We start from the raw sequence: 16,819 nt of genomic DNA, 5'->3' as shown, positions 1-16,819 counted from the left end.
ATCAGAACGCGGCGTAGATTGAAACTACGGCGAGCCTGATCCTCCTAAGCCAATCAAACGCTCGTGTTCCAAATCATTCGATGACGGACAGTGATGGTGACAGGCTGTCACCAAGTAATGACGCCAAGTTTGTTGAAAGGGGAAGCCATCGGCAAGACATGAAGGGCAAATCGGATCGCTATGATGCCGCTCGAAACGCCAGTTTAAGCTGGGTGACTCAGGTTTGGCAGAAGGGGAGATAGCAACCAACAAACCTTTCTCTAAGCCCATCTCTTGCTCAAAGTGCTCGATGTTCTCGACTAGAATTCGCCCATACTTCCGCCGGAACCGTGTCAAAAATTCAGAGACATCTCTGTATCCATTTACATGGGCTAGACGACGCAAGTATCCGATAAGGCTCTCGCCTTTCAATGGTGGTACTGCAAACAAACCCGGCACCTCATACACCTCGCATAATCGCAAGCTCATGCGACGTCATAGGCTCTACTTCGAGACCAGCATCTGCCATGACTCTGATGTATGACCTGATCAGCTCAGTATCCGATGGTGGTTCTTCTTGAAAAAACGACTGATACGGATCTCGCTCCAGGCCTGAATCCGTCGCTGCCCTGGCAATCGTTTTGGTGCTGTATTTTGAATTTTGGGCACCCAATGCCAGGGGCGCGCGCAGCACTTCCAACGCCACTGGCACACGTCCGCCGGAAACACCGTACAATCGCCGTACCATATCGTCTTGGTCAAATTCCAAAAGGATGCCGGACTCCTCAAGACAATAGAAGGCAGCAAAGATTGCATCGCAGAACGCGATACGATCAGCCTCAACGCTCCACCAATAGGGGTTCATTCGAATGGTGTTCAAACAGCGTCCCGCAAACTGCTCGTTGCTGTCCATAACCGCTTCGAACATTGGCAACCCAGCTAAAATCAGAGTGACTGAGGTTTCATCAACAATAGTCTTGAAGTGATCAGCGGCTTGTCGACGCGAGTGCCTAGTCAGAGTTTCGGCGCAATGGTTCACTTCGTCGATAATGATTGTTTGAATGCCGTGCTCAGCTACGAGCCGAAAGAGACGTTCTCGAATTTGGGCAGGTCGCTCTCGTTCTACGAAATCAAAGCCCATGCTTCGCAAGCAGGAACCGTAATAATCCCGCTCGGAAGGCCGTGGCGCAAGTCGGCCCAGAATGACATCTGAAGATACCAGAATAGCACTTGGGCCGTGGCGGTCATTTTCAACTTGTGCCTTCAAGTCCTTTGTCAGTTCTGTCTTTCCACATCTCGTCGGCCCCAAGATTGGTATGATCCGTCCACCCTCGGTTGCTGCAATATTCAAAAGACGTTTTATCTCCGAGACAGCCCATTCGTGGCGGCTATGTCGGATGAATGCACCTTGCAGAGCTCTACTAGTTGTTTGGTCCAGCATCTTTTCTTTCGACCCTTGGCAAGTTCTTTGATCTCGTAACTGCGAGCTTGTTGTGACCAACCTCTGACCGTATTTGGTCAATTAGTTGTGGTTCTTTCAAACTTCTGTTCTGCATATCAGCGGCCCGCAACTTGTCGATTTCCGCAGAGCGGTTCCTTTGCAGTTTAGTTTTTTTGCCCTGCTTATACGTCCTGCGCGCTTGGATATCTTTGTGGATCTCCAAAGCCGTTTTGATTGGTCCGTTGTGTTTCGCCTTGGGTGACCGGCATTCTCTTAGCTCACGATAAGAAAGTGCTGCCAAGTCTTTTGCTTTGTTGGACGCGCGCACCAACTCGCCTGTATGCGGATCCACGACCAAAATTTCCCTAGCATCAAGTGGAGCATAGCGTATTTCAACACGCTGGCGCGGGCCTAGTCGTCGGTACAGCCTTGCCAAGTCTTCAGAGTTGTATTGCATACTCTCGAATTCGATACCGTAGTGCCACAGAGTTCGAGATTCGGATTGGATCATCAGCGCTGCGTGATGCTCGTCCAAAGACGGGGGTTCTGGCACTATGTGTTCATCTGCCAATCTGTCCCAAGCGGCGCTAGGTGTTTCACCCCGTTTAAAGATGTCTTGGACTTTTCTCCTCGGAGTTCTTCCATATTCGTCGTAGCGCCAGCGTTGCATTATTGAATTGAACACTCTTAGCGTCAGACGGGCTTCATCCATTGCTTTTTTGGTTCGATCCCGGTCGGGATATGCCTTTGACTTAGTCGCACCCGGAAGCTGGCTGACTTTGCTTCGAACTGCCCCGAACAAGTTTTCGATAAACGGCTTTTCCTGGGGTTTTCGAGGTTGCGCCCAATGGCCATGGACACCAGCAACTTCGATAAAAGCATCGATGGGTTCGCCCACGTTCTCTGAACCCTGATCCATTACAACCACTTTCGGCAGTGCGGCGATTTTTTTCCTGTTTACAATTTCGTGCTGTTCGAAAAAGTCTTCCTCTGGGTAGCTAATCATCTCCTTTAGAGCTTTGGCCACATGTTCTGATGATGGATCTGGTAGGAAGACCTGAAATGCGACAATCCAACTAGTAGCACAGTCAATCGCTGCACAAATCCACGGCCGACCTATTACCTCCCCGCTATCATCAACCAGCATTATGTCAGCTTTTGTGCAGTCCAATTCTATTTGATCATAAGGTGCTGTTATATCATAGTATTTTTGGGCAATTCGCATGTGTTGGCGCGCCTCGTTACTGCCCAGTTGCCACTTTAGAACGTCAAAATGAGGGATTGTGTGCACAATCGCTTCGACTGCCTTGCGTCCGCAGCACCCAGGTTTTATGCCATTCTCATGGCAAACCAACTGGTATTGATTATAAGCGTCGCTAGACAGACTTGTTAGATTTTGTCTGTCCGACGACGTATATTGCATTTCCAATAGATCGAGCACTATCTCGTGGAAAACGCTGTCAAACCTTGGCATACGATTTCCTGAATTGCTGTGCTTGGGCAAAAGCGCGTCCGGCCCGCCGCGCCGATACAATTTGACCCAATTCTGAACAGTCGATTGCCTCGGAAAACGGTTACCCTTGATTTTGAAGGTGGGTTCTTCGGCGAACTCGCGTTGAAGTATCGGTATGCGTTTTGCCCAATGAACGCCTTCCTCCCCAAGCTTTAGTGCATTTTCCACAATGCGTAGTCTGAGCTGAGCTTCACGTGCATCTTTAGCGGTTACATTACGAGGACGTTTGTCGAAGCCTTCTTCCTTCACTAGCCCATCGTGCACATGGTCTCGATATTCTTGTCCAGATATCTCAAAAGGATCAACTTGGGAGTTCGATATCTGATATGCATCCCGCCCAGCTATCGCTCCATCGACAGCATAGGTTTCTCCCCTATATTTAATGGTTCTCTGGTGCCGCCTTTTGACAATTTGCTTCAAAATTCGATTACCTCCAGATGTCTTCGGTCGCGGTTTGCAGTCTTCAGGTTCGTGGATGGCCCAAGAGCTTCACATGAAAAATCGAACACCAGATAGCCATCAAGAATAAGGCGAAGAATCTTCGCTTGGGGGATGCCAATATTCTCTCTTAGTTCTTTGAACGTCACACGTTGCTGTTTGAGACACGCTATTTTGCTTGCAAGTTTAGGGGCGGTCTCTTCGGCTTGTCCTTGCAATAGCAGCCAAGCATTTCGATCAATCGGCCCCTGCAATAAGGACTCAGTTACAATGACAAGCGAGATTCCGACTTCGGCAAGAAGTGAAGGATAGTCCAGGTACTCAGGTTTCTTATCTATGTGAGCGCTGTGTTTGGCGTCCAAGTAGAACAAACGGCCGTCGACAAGTTTAACTTCTAGGTCTGGTGTATAAAGCTTAGGCCTGTACCGACGCCCTTCATAAGCCACTAGCGCCGCTTCTTTGTTTGCAAATGCTCTTCCGGTTCCCATGTCGATTGTGCAAGGCTGTGGCTTAAGCGAGACCACACGAGGGTCGACCTGCATGCAACGAACCAGTGCTGCTTCCATTTGGCTTTCGAGCTGAATGACGCCTGGGAACTTGACGCCAGACATTTTGCCAGCGCGTTTTTTCATTCCGCGCTTGTGAACGCGTCGGGCCGTCGGGGGTGCGTGTCGATCTATCCTCATACGGGCTCTATACATGCATCCATTCGCATTGGCAATGGGCTCGATGCGAATAAAATGATTGCGACCGATGATGACTGAAGACGAATTTCAAGATTTGGCCAAAACTGAAAACTGGATTGCCCTCGGAGCGTGGCTGAATCGCGTTGTCCAAGACAGCCAAGCCTGCGGGTACGCGTTTCCGGACGATGCACTCCAAAGCGTTGCCGCTATTAGAGGCACAAAGCCTGCAAGCCTTCGCAATCCGATGTCCGCGGCGAAATGGTTAGAACAGAACCGACCAGATCTTTTTGAATCAAAGCCCGACTGGCTGGCCATGATGCAAGTTATTTTGCTTTCAAGGATAGATCGGTATGACCCTAGGAAATCCAAAGAGATAGCTGATGCCGTTCTTTCAGGGGAGTTATCTCAGGCGGAAACTAAGTCTATTCTTGATGAAGTTCGATTGGCGGAGAAGCCTGCGGTCGTGATTGCTAGAGGTGGTTTTGGCGGCCAGCGAAGAGCCCGAGACTTCGAAGTAAACGCAAAAATGCTTTTCAAACAGAACACTAGTGACATCTTCAATGTGGAAAATTTGACTGTTCGAGAAGGCAGAACGTTCGAGCCTCTTGCCACAGACTTAATCGTATACAAAGGCTCGGAGCCTTTTGCGGCGATTGAGATCAAAGGCCCGAGGAATAGAATTGATCCTGGCTACTTGATTGACCAACTGGCAAGAGCAGCACTTCTTTTGAGAAAGGTTCCTCAAGTACTATACGTTGTTCCTGAGCAATCTGAGTACAAACTGGGTGAACTTGTAGCGATACGAGACAAACTCGAAATCGAAGGAATTAAATTTGGGACATTGCCGGAGAAAAGTCGGCTCGCACCAAAAGATCTAAAAGTTCTGGGATGATGCACTCTCTAATGTTGGGTGTTATGCCGTGCGCGAAGGTCTGCAATGCGCAGAAAGCTGACTTTGCAAAGTCTGACAATATCTAGTCTCCAATCACTGAGCCACATATGAAAATCATCAGGCTAAAAGCAAAGCCACAAGCGCAACTACACCCGATGTAGTTGCGCTTGCCAGGTTGCATGAATGGTCATAGCGCATGGATATCGAACGGATCGGAGAAACCCTTGATCATTGTTCTACCAAATGTCTCCAACACATTTGCCCCTTCCAACAGATCGAAGGTTTCTTGATCAATCAATATACGGCTTCCGGTTTTCTGCGTTTCTGCCTCGAGGCGAGCAGCAAGGTTTACGGTCGATCCTATGCAAGTATACGTCGCTCGATTGTCCGTACCGGCATAGCCGGCGACGACTTCGCCAGTCGCTATTCCGATGCCGATTTTTAGGTCACTTTTCCCTTCTGAGCGCCTTTCGAGATTTAATATCTCAATCATGTTGTGCATTTCATGCCCTGCCGCCACCGCACTTTGAGCGGAGTTGGACAGCGGCTGCGGAACTCCGAACAGAGCCATCAAACCGTCTCCCAGCATCAGGCTGACAATTCCGCCATTGCTAGTAACAGCCTCGAACATCAACGTGTAAAAAGTGTTGAGCAGATCAATTGTTTCCTCGGGAGCGAGATTTTCAGACAAGGTCGTGAAGCCGCGAATGTCGCAGAACAGGACCGAAGCATTGGCGCGCTTGCCGCCTATGGCAAAACCGGACTCTTGTAAGTCTTGTGCAACCTCAGTTGTAGCAAAGCGCTCTAGCAGGCGCTTCTGTTCGTCCCTGAGCCTTTTCTTTTCAAGGCAGCTGGAGACACGCGCACTAAGTAGTGTCTTATTAACAGGCTTTGGCAGGTAGTCTTCGGCACCCAATTCAATGCAGCGCACTACGTTGTCGAGACCCTCAACAGATGACGTCACTATTACTGGCAGATCGCGCAGATCAATGTCCGATTTGACGGCCTCCAGAACTTGGAAGCCGTCCATTTCTGGCATTTCAATATCCAGTAGCAGCAAGTCAAACGGCTGGTTAGACAACATCTCCATCGCAACCCGGCCGTTTTCCGCGACCGATGCTTGATGACCCAAGAGCTCTACGCTGCGCGACAAAAGCAAGCGGTTCACCTTGTTGTCATCGACGATGAGCAAATGGCCGGGGGCGTCAGACATCAATCAGGCTCCGCAACGCGGCGGCGGCAGTGGTTAGGGCTGTCTCCAACGCCGTCGCATCTGTTAGGTCTCCGGCCTCGGGCAGTTCTCCCAGCTCGACTTTCCTGGCCAGTTCGGCAAGAGCCGTCGCACCAAATGTGTTGGCATTCGACTTGATAGAATGTGCAGCACGGCGGTATCGGTCTACATCGGCCTCGCCCGCCGCCGTTTTCAATTCGCCAATCATACTTGGCGCTTCGTCGAGAAAGGTGTTTACAAGTTCGGCTGCAAAATCTTCGCCTGTGGCGTCTATTAGTTCCATGAAGATTTCATGATCAATTGGGCTGTCTGTCATGGATCACCTTCTTATTCTTGGGGAATTTAACAGGGCTTCGATTAGGACAGGTACGCGGATCGGTTTGGTGATATAGTCGTCCATCCCTGCATCCAGGCACATCTCACGGTCCCCCTGCATTGCGTTCGCGGTCATCGCGATTATACGAGGGCGACTTCCTTCGGGGAGCGCTTTGTTGATACGTCGTGACGCTTCCAAACCATCCATTTCGGGCATCTGCACATCCATGAAAACGACGTCGTATTTTTGACGGTTCACGCTTTCGACAGCCTCGGCACCGTTGCTGGCCAAATCAGCGCGATAGCCCATCTGCTCCAGTAGGCGCAGTGCAAGTTTCTGGTTCACCAAATTGTCCTCGGCCAGCAAAATTCGCAGTGGATGTCGCGTTGCCATATCCGGATCTGTTTGGGGTTTGTCCTGTAGTTTGGACGGCTTTACTCGTACTTTTTCAGTCGCGAACAATGTAACCAAGGTATCGAACAGGTGGGATTGGCGCAAAGGTTTGGCAAGGTTGGCAGCAAAGAGCCCTTCCTCCAGATCTACTTCGCGCGGGCCAAGTGAACTGAAAAGGATTAGTGGCAAACCCGGCTTCTTGGCGCGAACCTTTTTGGCGAGATCTGCTCCATCCATTTCGGGCATATGCATGTCGAGAATGGCCAAATCGAACTCGACGCCTTGTTCAAGTATGCTCAGCGCCTCTGACGGAGATTCACGCGTCGTGGTCTGCGTGCCCCATTTCTCAGTTTGAAGAGCGAGGATTTTACGATTGGTGGCATTGTCGTCCACCATCAAAATTCGCTTGCCTTCGAGTTCAGGCTGAACGCCGACAAGATTGCGGGAAGAAGACTTAACTGGCTTTGCAGGTTTTGCCTGGATTTTGAAAACAAAGGTGGAACCGCTCCCCTCGCCATGGCTTTCAGCCCACATGGTCCCACCCATAAGTTCGGCGAGGCGTTTCGAGATCGCAAGACCCAGACCAGTGCCGCCATATTTTCTGGTCGTGGAACTATCTGCCTGACTGAAAGATTGAAATAATCGGCTCATGCCCTTTTGGGACAGGCCGATTCCAGTATCTCGGACTTTGAACGTCAGTTCGAGCGATCCCTGCACCTCGGCGGATTGTTCAACAGACAGAACCACTTCGCCGCTTTCGGTAAACTTCACTGCGTTAGAAAGGAGATTCAGCAGAATTTGCCGCAATCTGGTCAGATCTGCGCTAATCGCCAGGGGCAGTGTGTCATCGAACTCATAAGCCAAATCGAGCTGTTTCTCGGCAGCTTTACCGCTGACTAAATCGAGGGCGCTTTCTATGCATTCGCGCAGGTCGAACGGATGGTTTTCGATATCCATCTGCCCGGCTTCAATTTTCGAGAAGTCGAGGATCTCGTTGATGATGCCCAACAGCGCATCGCCGCTATCGCGGATGGTATTGGCATAGTCACTTTGTTCTGCGTCCAACTCTGTGTCCATCAACAGCCCGCTCATACCGATTACGGCGTTCATTGGCGTTCGAATTTCGTGGGACATCGTCGCCAGGAAGGCGCTTTTTGCTTCGTTTGCTTCTTCAGCAACCTTTCGCGCCTCTTCGGCCTCACGGAACAGACGCACGTTTTCGATGGCAATCACCGCCTGATCTGCAAATGAGTAGGCGAGGTCGATCTCATCTTTGGTGAAAGCGCCGGCTGATTTTCGAGCGAACACCAACACACCCAGACACGCCTTGCCTTTCATAAGTGGCAGCAACAAAGCTGCGCGCACGCCATGCCGGTCATACGTAATCTGTTCGAACGGTGAGAGTTCGAGTGTATCCCAATCCGGTAGATGGAGCATCTTCTTCTCATGCAGAACCTGCGCGGGAAAGCTGGACATCGGATCCGGGTCGATAGGAAAACTTTGGTTGCCTTCAAGGGTAGCAACACCTTCTGCACTAACCCGCGCAAGCACCTCGAACGTGTTATCTTGCGCGGTCATAGCTGCAACCATATCAGAGGAGACCAACCGCACACCTGCTTTTGCGATTGCCTCGAAGACTGGCCTGATGTCGTCAGGAGATTGGCTGATCACCCGTAGAATGTCCGCACTCGCAGTCTGACGTGCCAGGGAAGCCTGAGTTTCATTAAACAGGCGAACATTTTCCAGCGCGATGATGGCCTGATCAGCGAAAGACTCGGCAATGGCGACTTCATTTTCGCTGAAAACTTTGGCCGTTTTTCGGATGAATACCAAGGCACCGAAACATTCCGTCCCGCGCATCAGAGGCACCGTCAGCGAAGACTTGAACCCTTTCCTGCGGATGATCTCTTGATCGCGCGGGGGTAGCTCATCGTATCGCCATTCGGGCAAATGCAAGGTCTTGCCGTTCTTGATTGCCTTGGACGGCAAATTGTCTTCGGGATCAATCGGCAGGCGCTCGGTCCATGTGATTTCTTCGACGCCATCGGGTGTCGCGGCGGCGATTTGCCAAAGTTCAGTCTTGTTCGCCTGAATAGCAATCGACAGGTCGCAATCTATGAGGGTCGTCGCCAGCGCGACAATCTTTTCAAAAACCGGTTTGGTATCGGTTGGGGATTCAGAGATTACCCTTAACACGTCCGCACTTGCCGTTTGGCGCGCGAGTGCGGTTTGAGTATCGTTGAAGAGTTGCGAATTCTGAATTGCTATTATCGCTTGGGACGCGAATGTCTCCATCTGCTTGATTTGCTTCTCGTTAAAAGCAGCGGTGGTTCGACTCCCCATGCTGATAACGCCAATTGTCTCGCCATCTCGTATCAGTGGCACGGAAAGAACGGATCGATAGCCTTCGAGATTGGACTTGAGAAGTGGGTCATAGTTGGGGTCAGCCTGCGTGTCCTTTACATAGTCAGCCCTTCCATGCAGAAGGGCACGTGCTGTGGCCGATGTTTCTCCTGGTTCGAAAGGATACGCTTTTATGAAGTCAGCGAATTTTCCAGACAAATTGTGCCCGGCAAAATAGTGGTACTTCCCATCTTCGGGCATCTTAAGCGCCAGGAAAGCATCCTGTAGGCGGCAGATGCGAGACGAAACGGCCAACAACGCTTCCAGTACAGGCTCTAATGCGTCGGGAGATCGGGAAATAACTTCGAGTACCTCGCTTGTGGCTTTTTGGTACTCCAAAGACTCCTCAACTTCGGCGGTGCGTTTTTGCACTTCCTCGAATAATTGCGTGTTGTTAATCGCGATCAAAGCCTGCGAAGCAAAGGTTTCCAGCAGGTTGATCTGTTTGGCGCTAAATGCCGAAGCCTGCCTGTGCGCCATGACGATAACACCAAGCGTGCGACCATTTTTGACAAGTGGAACCCCGAGAGTGGTGAGATAATCGCCTATCTCGGCAGCCTGTTTCCAAGTGTAAGTTGGGTCGTTTCGAGTATCTTCTATGTAGACTGTCTTTCCATGCAATGCAGTTCGCCCGATGCACGAGCCTTCTTCAGGAGCTATCGGATTATCCGTCAGAAACTTCAGAAATGCCTCGCTTACGTTATGAGACATCACGACACGATAAAGCCCATCGTCTGCATCCCGCATGGCAAAAAATGCGTACTCTGGCGAGCAGATGCGCGAAGCAACCTCCAGGATGGCGTCCAACACTGGCGGCAGGTCGTTGGGTGAACGGGAGATAACATCTAGTACTTCAGACGTAGCTGTCTGGTACTTTAATGTCTCTTCAGCTTCGGCGGTACGAGCTTGAACTTCTTCGAATAACTGAGTGTTGTTGATCGCAATCACGGCCTGTGCCGCAAAAGTCTCTAAGAGTGAAATTTGCTTTGCGTTGAATGGTGCGACTTTGTCGTGGCATAGGACTATAACACCGACTACTACTTTGCCCTTGATCAGAGGGACACCTAACAGCGAGCGGTATTTTCCGATACGGGCCGCCTCTTTCCACTCGTATTCTTCAGCTTCGGTATCCTTGTAATATACTGTTTCTCCTCGTGCTGCTGTTTGGCCAATACCGCTTCCATGACCGGCTGGCACCGGGTTGTTTTTTATGAACCTCATGAAATCACTGTCAAATTCCAGCGTGATATCAGTGTGGTATAGACTATCCTCTGGATTGAGGATCGAAATCGCGGCGTATTTTGGTTCACAGATTCGGCTTGCAACCCTCAAGACTTCCTCAAGCACCGGTTCCAGCTCGTTTGGGGATCGCGAAATGACCGACAACACATCAGATGTGGCCGTCTGGTATTCAAGCGATTGAACTACTTCCGCAGTGCGTTCCTCGACCTCGCGGAAAAGACTCGCATTCGTAATGGCGATAGTGGCTTGATCTGCAAAAGTTTCCAGCAACTGTATCTGCTTGGTAGAAAACCCCGATACCTCGGGGGACCCGATTGAAATGACACCTACGACATCGCCGTTCTTGATCAACGGCACTCCGAGCACGGATCGGTATTCACCGACGCCGCTTTCTTCCATCCAAGTATAAGAAGAATCCTTTTCAACATCTTCGATATAGATTGTGCGCTTCGCCAGAATGGAACGCCCGCTTACACCGCTTTCATCAGGCGAAATAGGATGAGCTTTGACATATTCCGCAAAGGTGGTGTCCTGCGTAAGTATCGCATGAACATGAAAAAGCTGATCGTCGAGGTTCAACATTGCAACATAGGCATCCTGCAATTCGCAGATACGCGACGCTTCTTTGAGGATAGCATCGAGAACGGGTGCCAGCTCGTTTGGCGACGACGAAATCACCCGCAGTACTTCAGATGTAGAGGTCTGATATTCCAAAGCCTGCGTAACTTCCGCCGTCCGGTCCTGTACTTCCCGGAACTGACGGACGTTTTCCATTGCGATCACGGCCTGAGCTGCAAAGGTTTGGACCAGTGCCACATCATCATCTGAGAAAGGCGCAACTTCACGGCGATATAGTACGATCACCCCTAGACCGGTGCCGTTCTTCATCAACGGAACTGCCAGAACCGAGCGGGCTCCTTCAATCTCAACCATCTGAACCCGTTTTGGGTCTCGGTCCTTGAAATAAAGCGGGTCATCCGCGATATCATCCTGGCGAATAACTTGGCCATCGATCATTGGTCTGATCGCGATCAATTCAGTGCGCGTTAACGGCTCCTCAAAATTTTTCAGCGCTTCGTCAAAATCGGTTCTTGCGCCAATATTTGCCGGGATCGTTGCGAGCCCTCGTTCGTGATCAGCGATACACAAGAAGGCGAGTGGCGCTTTGCACAGACGGCTGGAGTTTTCGAGAATGCTTTGGAATACAGGTCTTTCGTCGTCGCGGCTACGGCTTATGACTTCGAGGATTTCTCGCGATGCTTTTTCGCGCTCAAGTCGTTCCTGAACCTCTCGAAATTGGCGCGTGTTTTCTATCGCTATGACTGCGTGTTTGGCGAACTCTTCGATGAATTGCACGTCGGGATCAGAAAACGGGCGGACTTCGCGGCGGCTAACCGCAATAGCACCTATCGCTTGTTCCCCCTGCATCAAGGGCACAACAACCCGTGACCTGATGCCTTCGACCTCGACCATTGTAACAGCAGTAGGATCACCCGAGCGGTAGAACTCAGTGTCGGCGATGTCCTCGACTCGTACAACCTTGCAATTTCGTATCGCCGCCGCCGCCGTAACCGAACCATCGAGAGGCCACTCTTCTCCCAATTCGACGTCGGTTCTATCGTGCCCCCATGCACCGGCCAATTGAATATGGGTTCCCGCAGCGTTGACCAAAACCAGCGCCGCCTGATCCGCGTCACAGATTTCCGTGGCTTGCTGAAGTACGGCTTCAAAGACTCGTGCGTCATTGTCCCGGCTTTTGCTGATAACACTCAGGACCTCTTGCGTCGCCACTTGGCGTTCCAGTTGAGTATGCAGCTCTTTCATTTGACGTGTGTTGTCGATTGCAATCACAGCCTGGGCCGCAAAGCCCTCGACCAAAGAGATCTCATCTTCAGTAAATGGCCGCACTTCATGCCGGTAAATCCCAATGACGCCTACTGGGTCACCATTTGTCGACATCAAAGGAACCGTAAGAAACGAACGGACACCTTCCTCATCAACCAGTTGCCGGCGCCAGGGATCCCCGTTGATGTAGTGTTCCGTCTGGCGCAAATCGACATTGTGAATGACGCGCGCTTCCCGCACGGACTCGGCAATTTGTAAATTTGAGTCCAGGGACCAGCGATCCACGCCGACCTTGTATGTAGCCAATTGATCGCCAAAATGGGCCGCGTATTCCAAATGAGTTCCTGCCTCATTTAGCAGGCTCAACGTGGCTACATCTGTTTCGCAAAGCCGTGCGGTGTTTTCCAAGATCGTCTGAAATACCGGCGCTTCATCATCCCGAGACCGACTGATCGTCTCCAGAACATCACGCGTGGCACCTTCACGAGCCAGACGCACCTGCAACTCGCTAAACTGTCGAACATTTTCAATTGCAATGACCGCTTGCGCGGCGAAAGTTTCAACCAGCTGCACCTGATCGTCGGAATAAGGTCGTACCTCATCCCGTGCCAACATCAGGCATCCGATTGCGCTACCACCCACTTTCAATGGAACAAAGAGATTGCTCCTGCACCCATGAGTGTCGACAATGAGCTTAAAGCGCTCATCTCCCGATTTATGAAAATCGGTGTCCCCCATATCGACAACACGTTTTGTCTCGCCACTTAGAATAGTGTCAGTCACAATGGAGTTGCCTGGCTCCATCGTGTATTTGCCGTCGAGCCAGAGTTGCTGAATATCCGGGTGTAGATTAACGCTGGCAACCAGTTGCTGACGAGCATCCCCTTCTTGCCCGAGTACCAGACCGGCAAAAAAGGCATCACAGAGATCTTTTGCCAGCGTTACAATCAGGTCGCATACTGGCTGGACGTCATCCTTGGTCTCGGAGATCGCCTGCATAACCCGCGCGGTGGCTTCAAACCGAGCCTGTTGATCATCCGCGCTGAGCCCCCTGCTTTGCGAGGATGACGACGCTGAATCAGCAGGCTCTCTTGATACCTTTTTTCGACCCACTTGCGTTCGTGCCCCCCCACGCAAACCAATGAAACACACAAGACTGGAGTTTAGAGGGCATACGATAGAAGTCACAGAGTTTCTTTGTGGGTCGTGTTTCATGCGGTTCGGGCGATGCCGGTATGGTGTGGCCTTGGGAAGATCCGCACAGTCAAAAAGAAAGCCGCCCTATTTGCCAAAAAGGTGTCCTAAATAGGAGCTGTGTTAAACTTCCCAGAATACTCAAACATCGCTGTTGTATGTCTTCTTTGGGCTGGAAACAGTCGTCGCCGATTGAAGCAATGAGCGATTGCTTAGAACCTTTCGAGGACATTGCGCTAAAATTGGATTGGCCCTTGGCACGATTTGTCTGCGATAGTTTCGAGCTTTGGCGTCCTGACCAACTCTACGGCTTAACACCAGCTTTCTTCAAGCCTTCGACCAAAAGCGCATTGTGTTCGGGTAGACGGAAGAGGATCAAAGCTCCGGAGACAATGCTGTCTAGGAACGCTGGGGCGAAATCCGCCAGCGCCTGCTCATGTGGCAGGCCTGCTTCGGCGCGCCCGAGGTGGGCGGCACTGGCGATCATAAGAGCCCGGCGGATCGGCGCACGCGGCGTCATCTGAATGGCGTGCTCACCCCAACGCATTGCGTCTTCAAAATCAGCGTCGGCGAAGGCAGCTTGGGCGAGCGCCAGATAGGCGTCTCCTACCCAGAGGTCAGTGTCGCGTGGGGAAAGCTGGAGGGCAAGGTGGGCATGTTCGCGCGCCTGTGTGGTTCGGCCGACCAAAGATTCATGCCAGGCCATGAAGAAGATGTTCCGGGCAAAGTTCGGGTTCAGTGTGAAGCCCAAACTGAAGTCGGCGTTGGCCCCGTCAAAATCTCCACGGAAATGACGAACCATACCGCGAACGCATAAGGCGCGCGGGTCGAGTTGACCACCAAGAAACAGAGGTTCAACGCTTTTATCAGCTAGGCCCAGGTTTTCGGTGGGGTCCTCATCGAACTGGTATAGATAACGCATCAGGTAGGCAAACGCTTTGATCCAATGGGCCTGGACGTTGCGCGGGTCGAGATCAATGGCGCGATCAGAGACCGATATGACCTCATCGAACTTATCCTGAGAGTAGAAGCCTCCCGCGTAGAAGATCGCCATTGCACGTAGCGAGAGGTCGTAGGAGTTGAAGTCGATATCTCGAGCCACAGACGCGCGATCTATTTCGGCAATGGATATCTGGGGGGCGATGGCGCCGACCACGCTGCGTGTAATCTCATCCTGTAACGCGAAGATGTCGTCTAGCGTGCGGTCGTAGCGCTCGGCCCAAACATGGGCTCCATTTGTGCAGTCGATGAGTTGGGCAGTAATGCGTACGCGGTTTTGGGCTCGACGGAGGCTACCCTCTAGCATGTAGCGAACACCGAGTTCTCGAGCGATATCTATATGGGTGACGGGGCGACCCCTGAACGAAAATGAGGAGTTGCGGGCGATGACGAAAAGCTCGGGAAAGCGCGAGAGCTCTGTGATGATGTCTTCGGAAACGCCGTCACAGAAGTATTCCTGTTCTGGATCATTGGACATGTTCTGGAAGGGCAAGACAGCGATGGAGGGTTTGTCAGTGGGTTGAGATTGGTTTTGCGTGGAATCTGATTTGCCCTCCATCGCCAATTTGTAGGCGCGAACTGGCTCGGAGATGTTTTTGAGCGCTACTTCGCCAAGGTCTATGATGTCGTGTTCGATTTTGCCTCGAACCTGCCGGCATGCGTCGTCAGACAGTATGACACCGCCTGGGTCAGCGATGCCTTCGAGTCTTGCGGCAAGATTAACACCCTCGCCATAAATGTCGCCCTCGTCCAAGATTACGTCTCCAATGTGCAACCCTATTCGGAAGCTGATCCGGCTTTCGGTGGGGCTCTCGGCTTCGGCGGCGTGCAGCGCCTTCTGGAGCGTCGCTGCGGCCTCAACGGCAGAAACGACCGAGCTAAAAAGTGCAAACAGGCCATCACCGGTAAGCTTGATAATCTCACCTCCGGCACTTTCGATACTTGGATTGATGATGTCCCGTCGTAGGTCTTTGAGACGAGCAAGTGTTCCCGCCTCGTTAGCCGCCATAAGCCGTGAGTAGCCGACCATATCGGCGGCAAGTATGGCGGCAAGTCGGCGTGTCATGCGCATTTCCCAATAGCAACCTTTTTTCGAATCTATCAAGTTCGGCAGTAGTGTGCCAACTTTCGAGAATGTCCGCTTCGGGCTGCGAGCGGTCAATCATGCTCATCGCAGAAAATGGCAGCGCTGAGCCGAAAGCCGAAAGATTCCTACTTTTGTCGAGCTAGTACCTCGGCGGCCCGACGAACTGCGAGTACCGCTGTGGCGTAATCTCCCAAAGAAATCCCTCTGAAAGCGAATGCAGCCGGTTTCTCGCTAAAAGTGGTATCGACTGCTCCCGAGACAATTTCCGTCAAATCTCCAGTTACTTGATGATATGGCAGCATTGGTTTGTCGCTTTCAGATTCCTGTTTTCGGTCGTCAACAATAACAGTTTTGAAGGCGGTCATACCCTCTGGAAGCCACGGAACACAGGCATCTGTAATGGCGGCGAAGGCAGTCGGCTTTAGCCATCGGGCATCCAGAAAAGGTTCGGTGGAATAGTCCAAAGTTATTGATGTCACTACCAGATCGGCATCACGCAAGGCGTCCTTGGCATTGGCGGCTGTTTGGGCCTCGAGGCCCATGTCCCGAGCCCGGCGACAAAGCTTGTCGACATTCGCTTTGCCACGTCCGAACACACGAATGCTCTTCAAGGGGAAAACCTCGGAAAACGCAACCAAATGGGAGTGAGCTTGCACGCCGGCCCCAACAAAAGCCATTGTCTCAGCAGTAGGATCAGCAAGTCGACGCGCCGCAACAACTGACATCGCCGCTGTTCTGACAGCCGTTACCCAATTTGCCCCTAAAACGGCTCGGAGAACTCCGGTTTGCCCGTCCATAACCATGATTGCACCGTTAATCGAAGGGAGCCCCTTGTCCGGATTATTTGGACACACCGTTACCTGTTTGGTCACGATGAACCCATCATTTCCCACCGCCAAGGTCGACATTGCGTACCGCCCGTCTCCGGGTAATATGGCTGTCTTAGGGGACGTATGAAGCTGCTTTCCCGCCTTGGCTATCAGCGCAGATTCAATCGCGTCGGCAACTTCCGAAGGTTTGATACCTAAACCTTCCAAGTCCTCGTCAGAAAGATAAGTTATTTTGCTTTCAGAAGTCATCTTAGCGCCGCTCCGCTTTACATTCAGGCTTCCCGATTAGGCTATCAAATGGCGTGTTAGCAAAATCTTTAGGTGTCCAGA

The 16,819-nt window shown here is 51.6% G+C and carries 10 protein-coding genes; 1 reads left to right on the top strand and 9 read right to left on the bottom strand.

Annotated features, from left to right (window positions below; genetic code table 11):
* Positions 1-24: 24 nt before the first annotated feature.
* The 4 genes from ACR0AM_RS20565 to ACR0AM_RS20550 are packed head-to-tail and all read right to left on the bottom strand — an operon-like array spanning position 25 to position 4,003.
* Positions 25-468, bottom strand: coding sequence for a TniQ family protein (locus ACR0AM_RS20565; RefSeq protein ID WP_480623882.1), 444 nt, complete (start codon positions 466-468; stop codon positions 25-27).
* Entirely contained in the window at positions 440-1,420 is a 981-nt protein-coding gene (locus ACR0AM_RS20560) for a TniB family NTP-binding protein (RefSeq protein ID WP_480535291.1), read from the bottom strand. The genes ACR0AM_RS20565 and ACR0AM_RS20560 overlap by 29 nt, the downstream gene beginning before the upstream one ends.
* Positions 1,401-3,353, bottom strand: a complete 1,953-nt coding sequence (locus ACR0AM_RS20555) for a Mu transposase C-terminal domain-containing protein (RefSeq protein ID WP_170408649.1) — start codon at positions 3,351-3,353, stop codon at positions 1,401-1,403. The genes ACR0AM_RS20560 and ACR0AM_RS20555 overlap by 20 nt, the downstream gene beginning before the upstream one ends.
* Entirely contained in the window at positions 3,350-4,003 is a 654-nt protein-coding gene (locus tag ACR0AM_RS20550; RefSeq protein ID WP_480535293.1) for a hypothetical protein, read from the bottom strand. Before ACR0AM_RS20550 ends, ACR0AM_RS20555 begins: the two co-directional genes overlap by 4 nt.
* Positions 4,004-4,124: 121 nt before the next feature.
* Between ACR0AM_RS20550 and ACR0AM_RS20545 the strand changes: the two genes are divergently transcribed.
* Positions 4,125-4,949 (top strand): hypothetical protein, encoded by an 825-nt coding sequence (locus ACR0AM_RS20545; RefSeq protein ID WP_170408651.1) that lies wholly within the window; start codon positions 4,125-4,127, stop codon positions 4,947-4,949.
* A gap of 187 nt (positions 4,950-5,136) precedes the next feature.
* Here ACR0AM_RS20545 and ACR0AM_RS20540 read toward each other — a convergent pair whose 3' ends face one another.
* The 5 genes from ACR0AM_RS20540 to ACR0AM_RS20520 all read right to left on the bottom strand — a co-directional run bounded on the left by ACR0AM_RS20540 (position 5,137) and on the right by ACR0AM_RS20520 (position 16,738).
* Positions 5,137-6,162: an adenylate/guanylate cyclase domain-containing protein gene (locus ACR0AM_RS20540; protein ID WP_170566137.1), complete on the bottom strand. Its 1,026-nt coding sequence runs from the start codon at positions 6,160-6,162 to the stop codon at positions 5,137-5,139.
* Positions 6,155-6,496 (bottom strand): Hpt domain-containing protein, encoded by a 342-nt coding sequence (locus ACR0AM_RS20535; RefSeq protein WP_480623881.1) that lies wholly within the window; start codon positions 6,494-6,496, stop codon positions 6,155-6,157. The genes ACR0AM_RS20540 and ACR0AM_RS20535 overlap by 8 nt, the downstream gene beginning before the upstream one ends.
* Before the next feature lie 3 nt (positions 6,497-6,499).
* Positions 6,500-13,378: a GAF domain-containing protein gene (locus ACR0AM_RS20530; RefSeq protein WP_480474017.1), complete on the bottom strand. Its 6,879-nt coding sequence runs from the start codon at positions 13,376-13,378 to the stop codon at positions 6,500-6,502.
* 499 nt (positions 13,379-13,877) lie between these two features.
* Positions 13,878-15,638, bottom strand: a complete 1,761-nt coding sequence (locus ACR0AM_RS20525) for an adenylate/guanylate cyclase domain-containing protein (RefSeq protein ID WP_170556818.1) — start codon at positions 15,636-15,638, stop codon at positions 13,878-13,880.
* 146 nt (positions 15,639-15,784) lie between these two features.
* Positions 15,785-16,738 carry an ornithine cyclodeaminase family protein gene (locus tag ACR0AM_RS20520; protein ID WP_480623880.1) on the bottom strand — a complete coding sequence of 318 codons (954 nt, stop codon included), beginning with the start codon at positions 16,736-16,738 and terminating at the stop codon, positions 15,785-15,787.
* Positions 16,739-16,819: the final 81 nt, after the last annotated feature.

The organism is Ruegeria sp. AD9 (assembly GCF_056542305.1).
The sequence above is the reverse complement of the archived record's forward strand: the minus strand, read 5'-3'. Positions and strand labels throughout refer to the sequence as shown.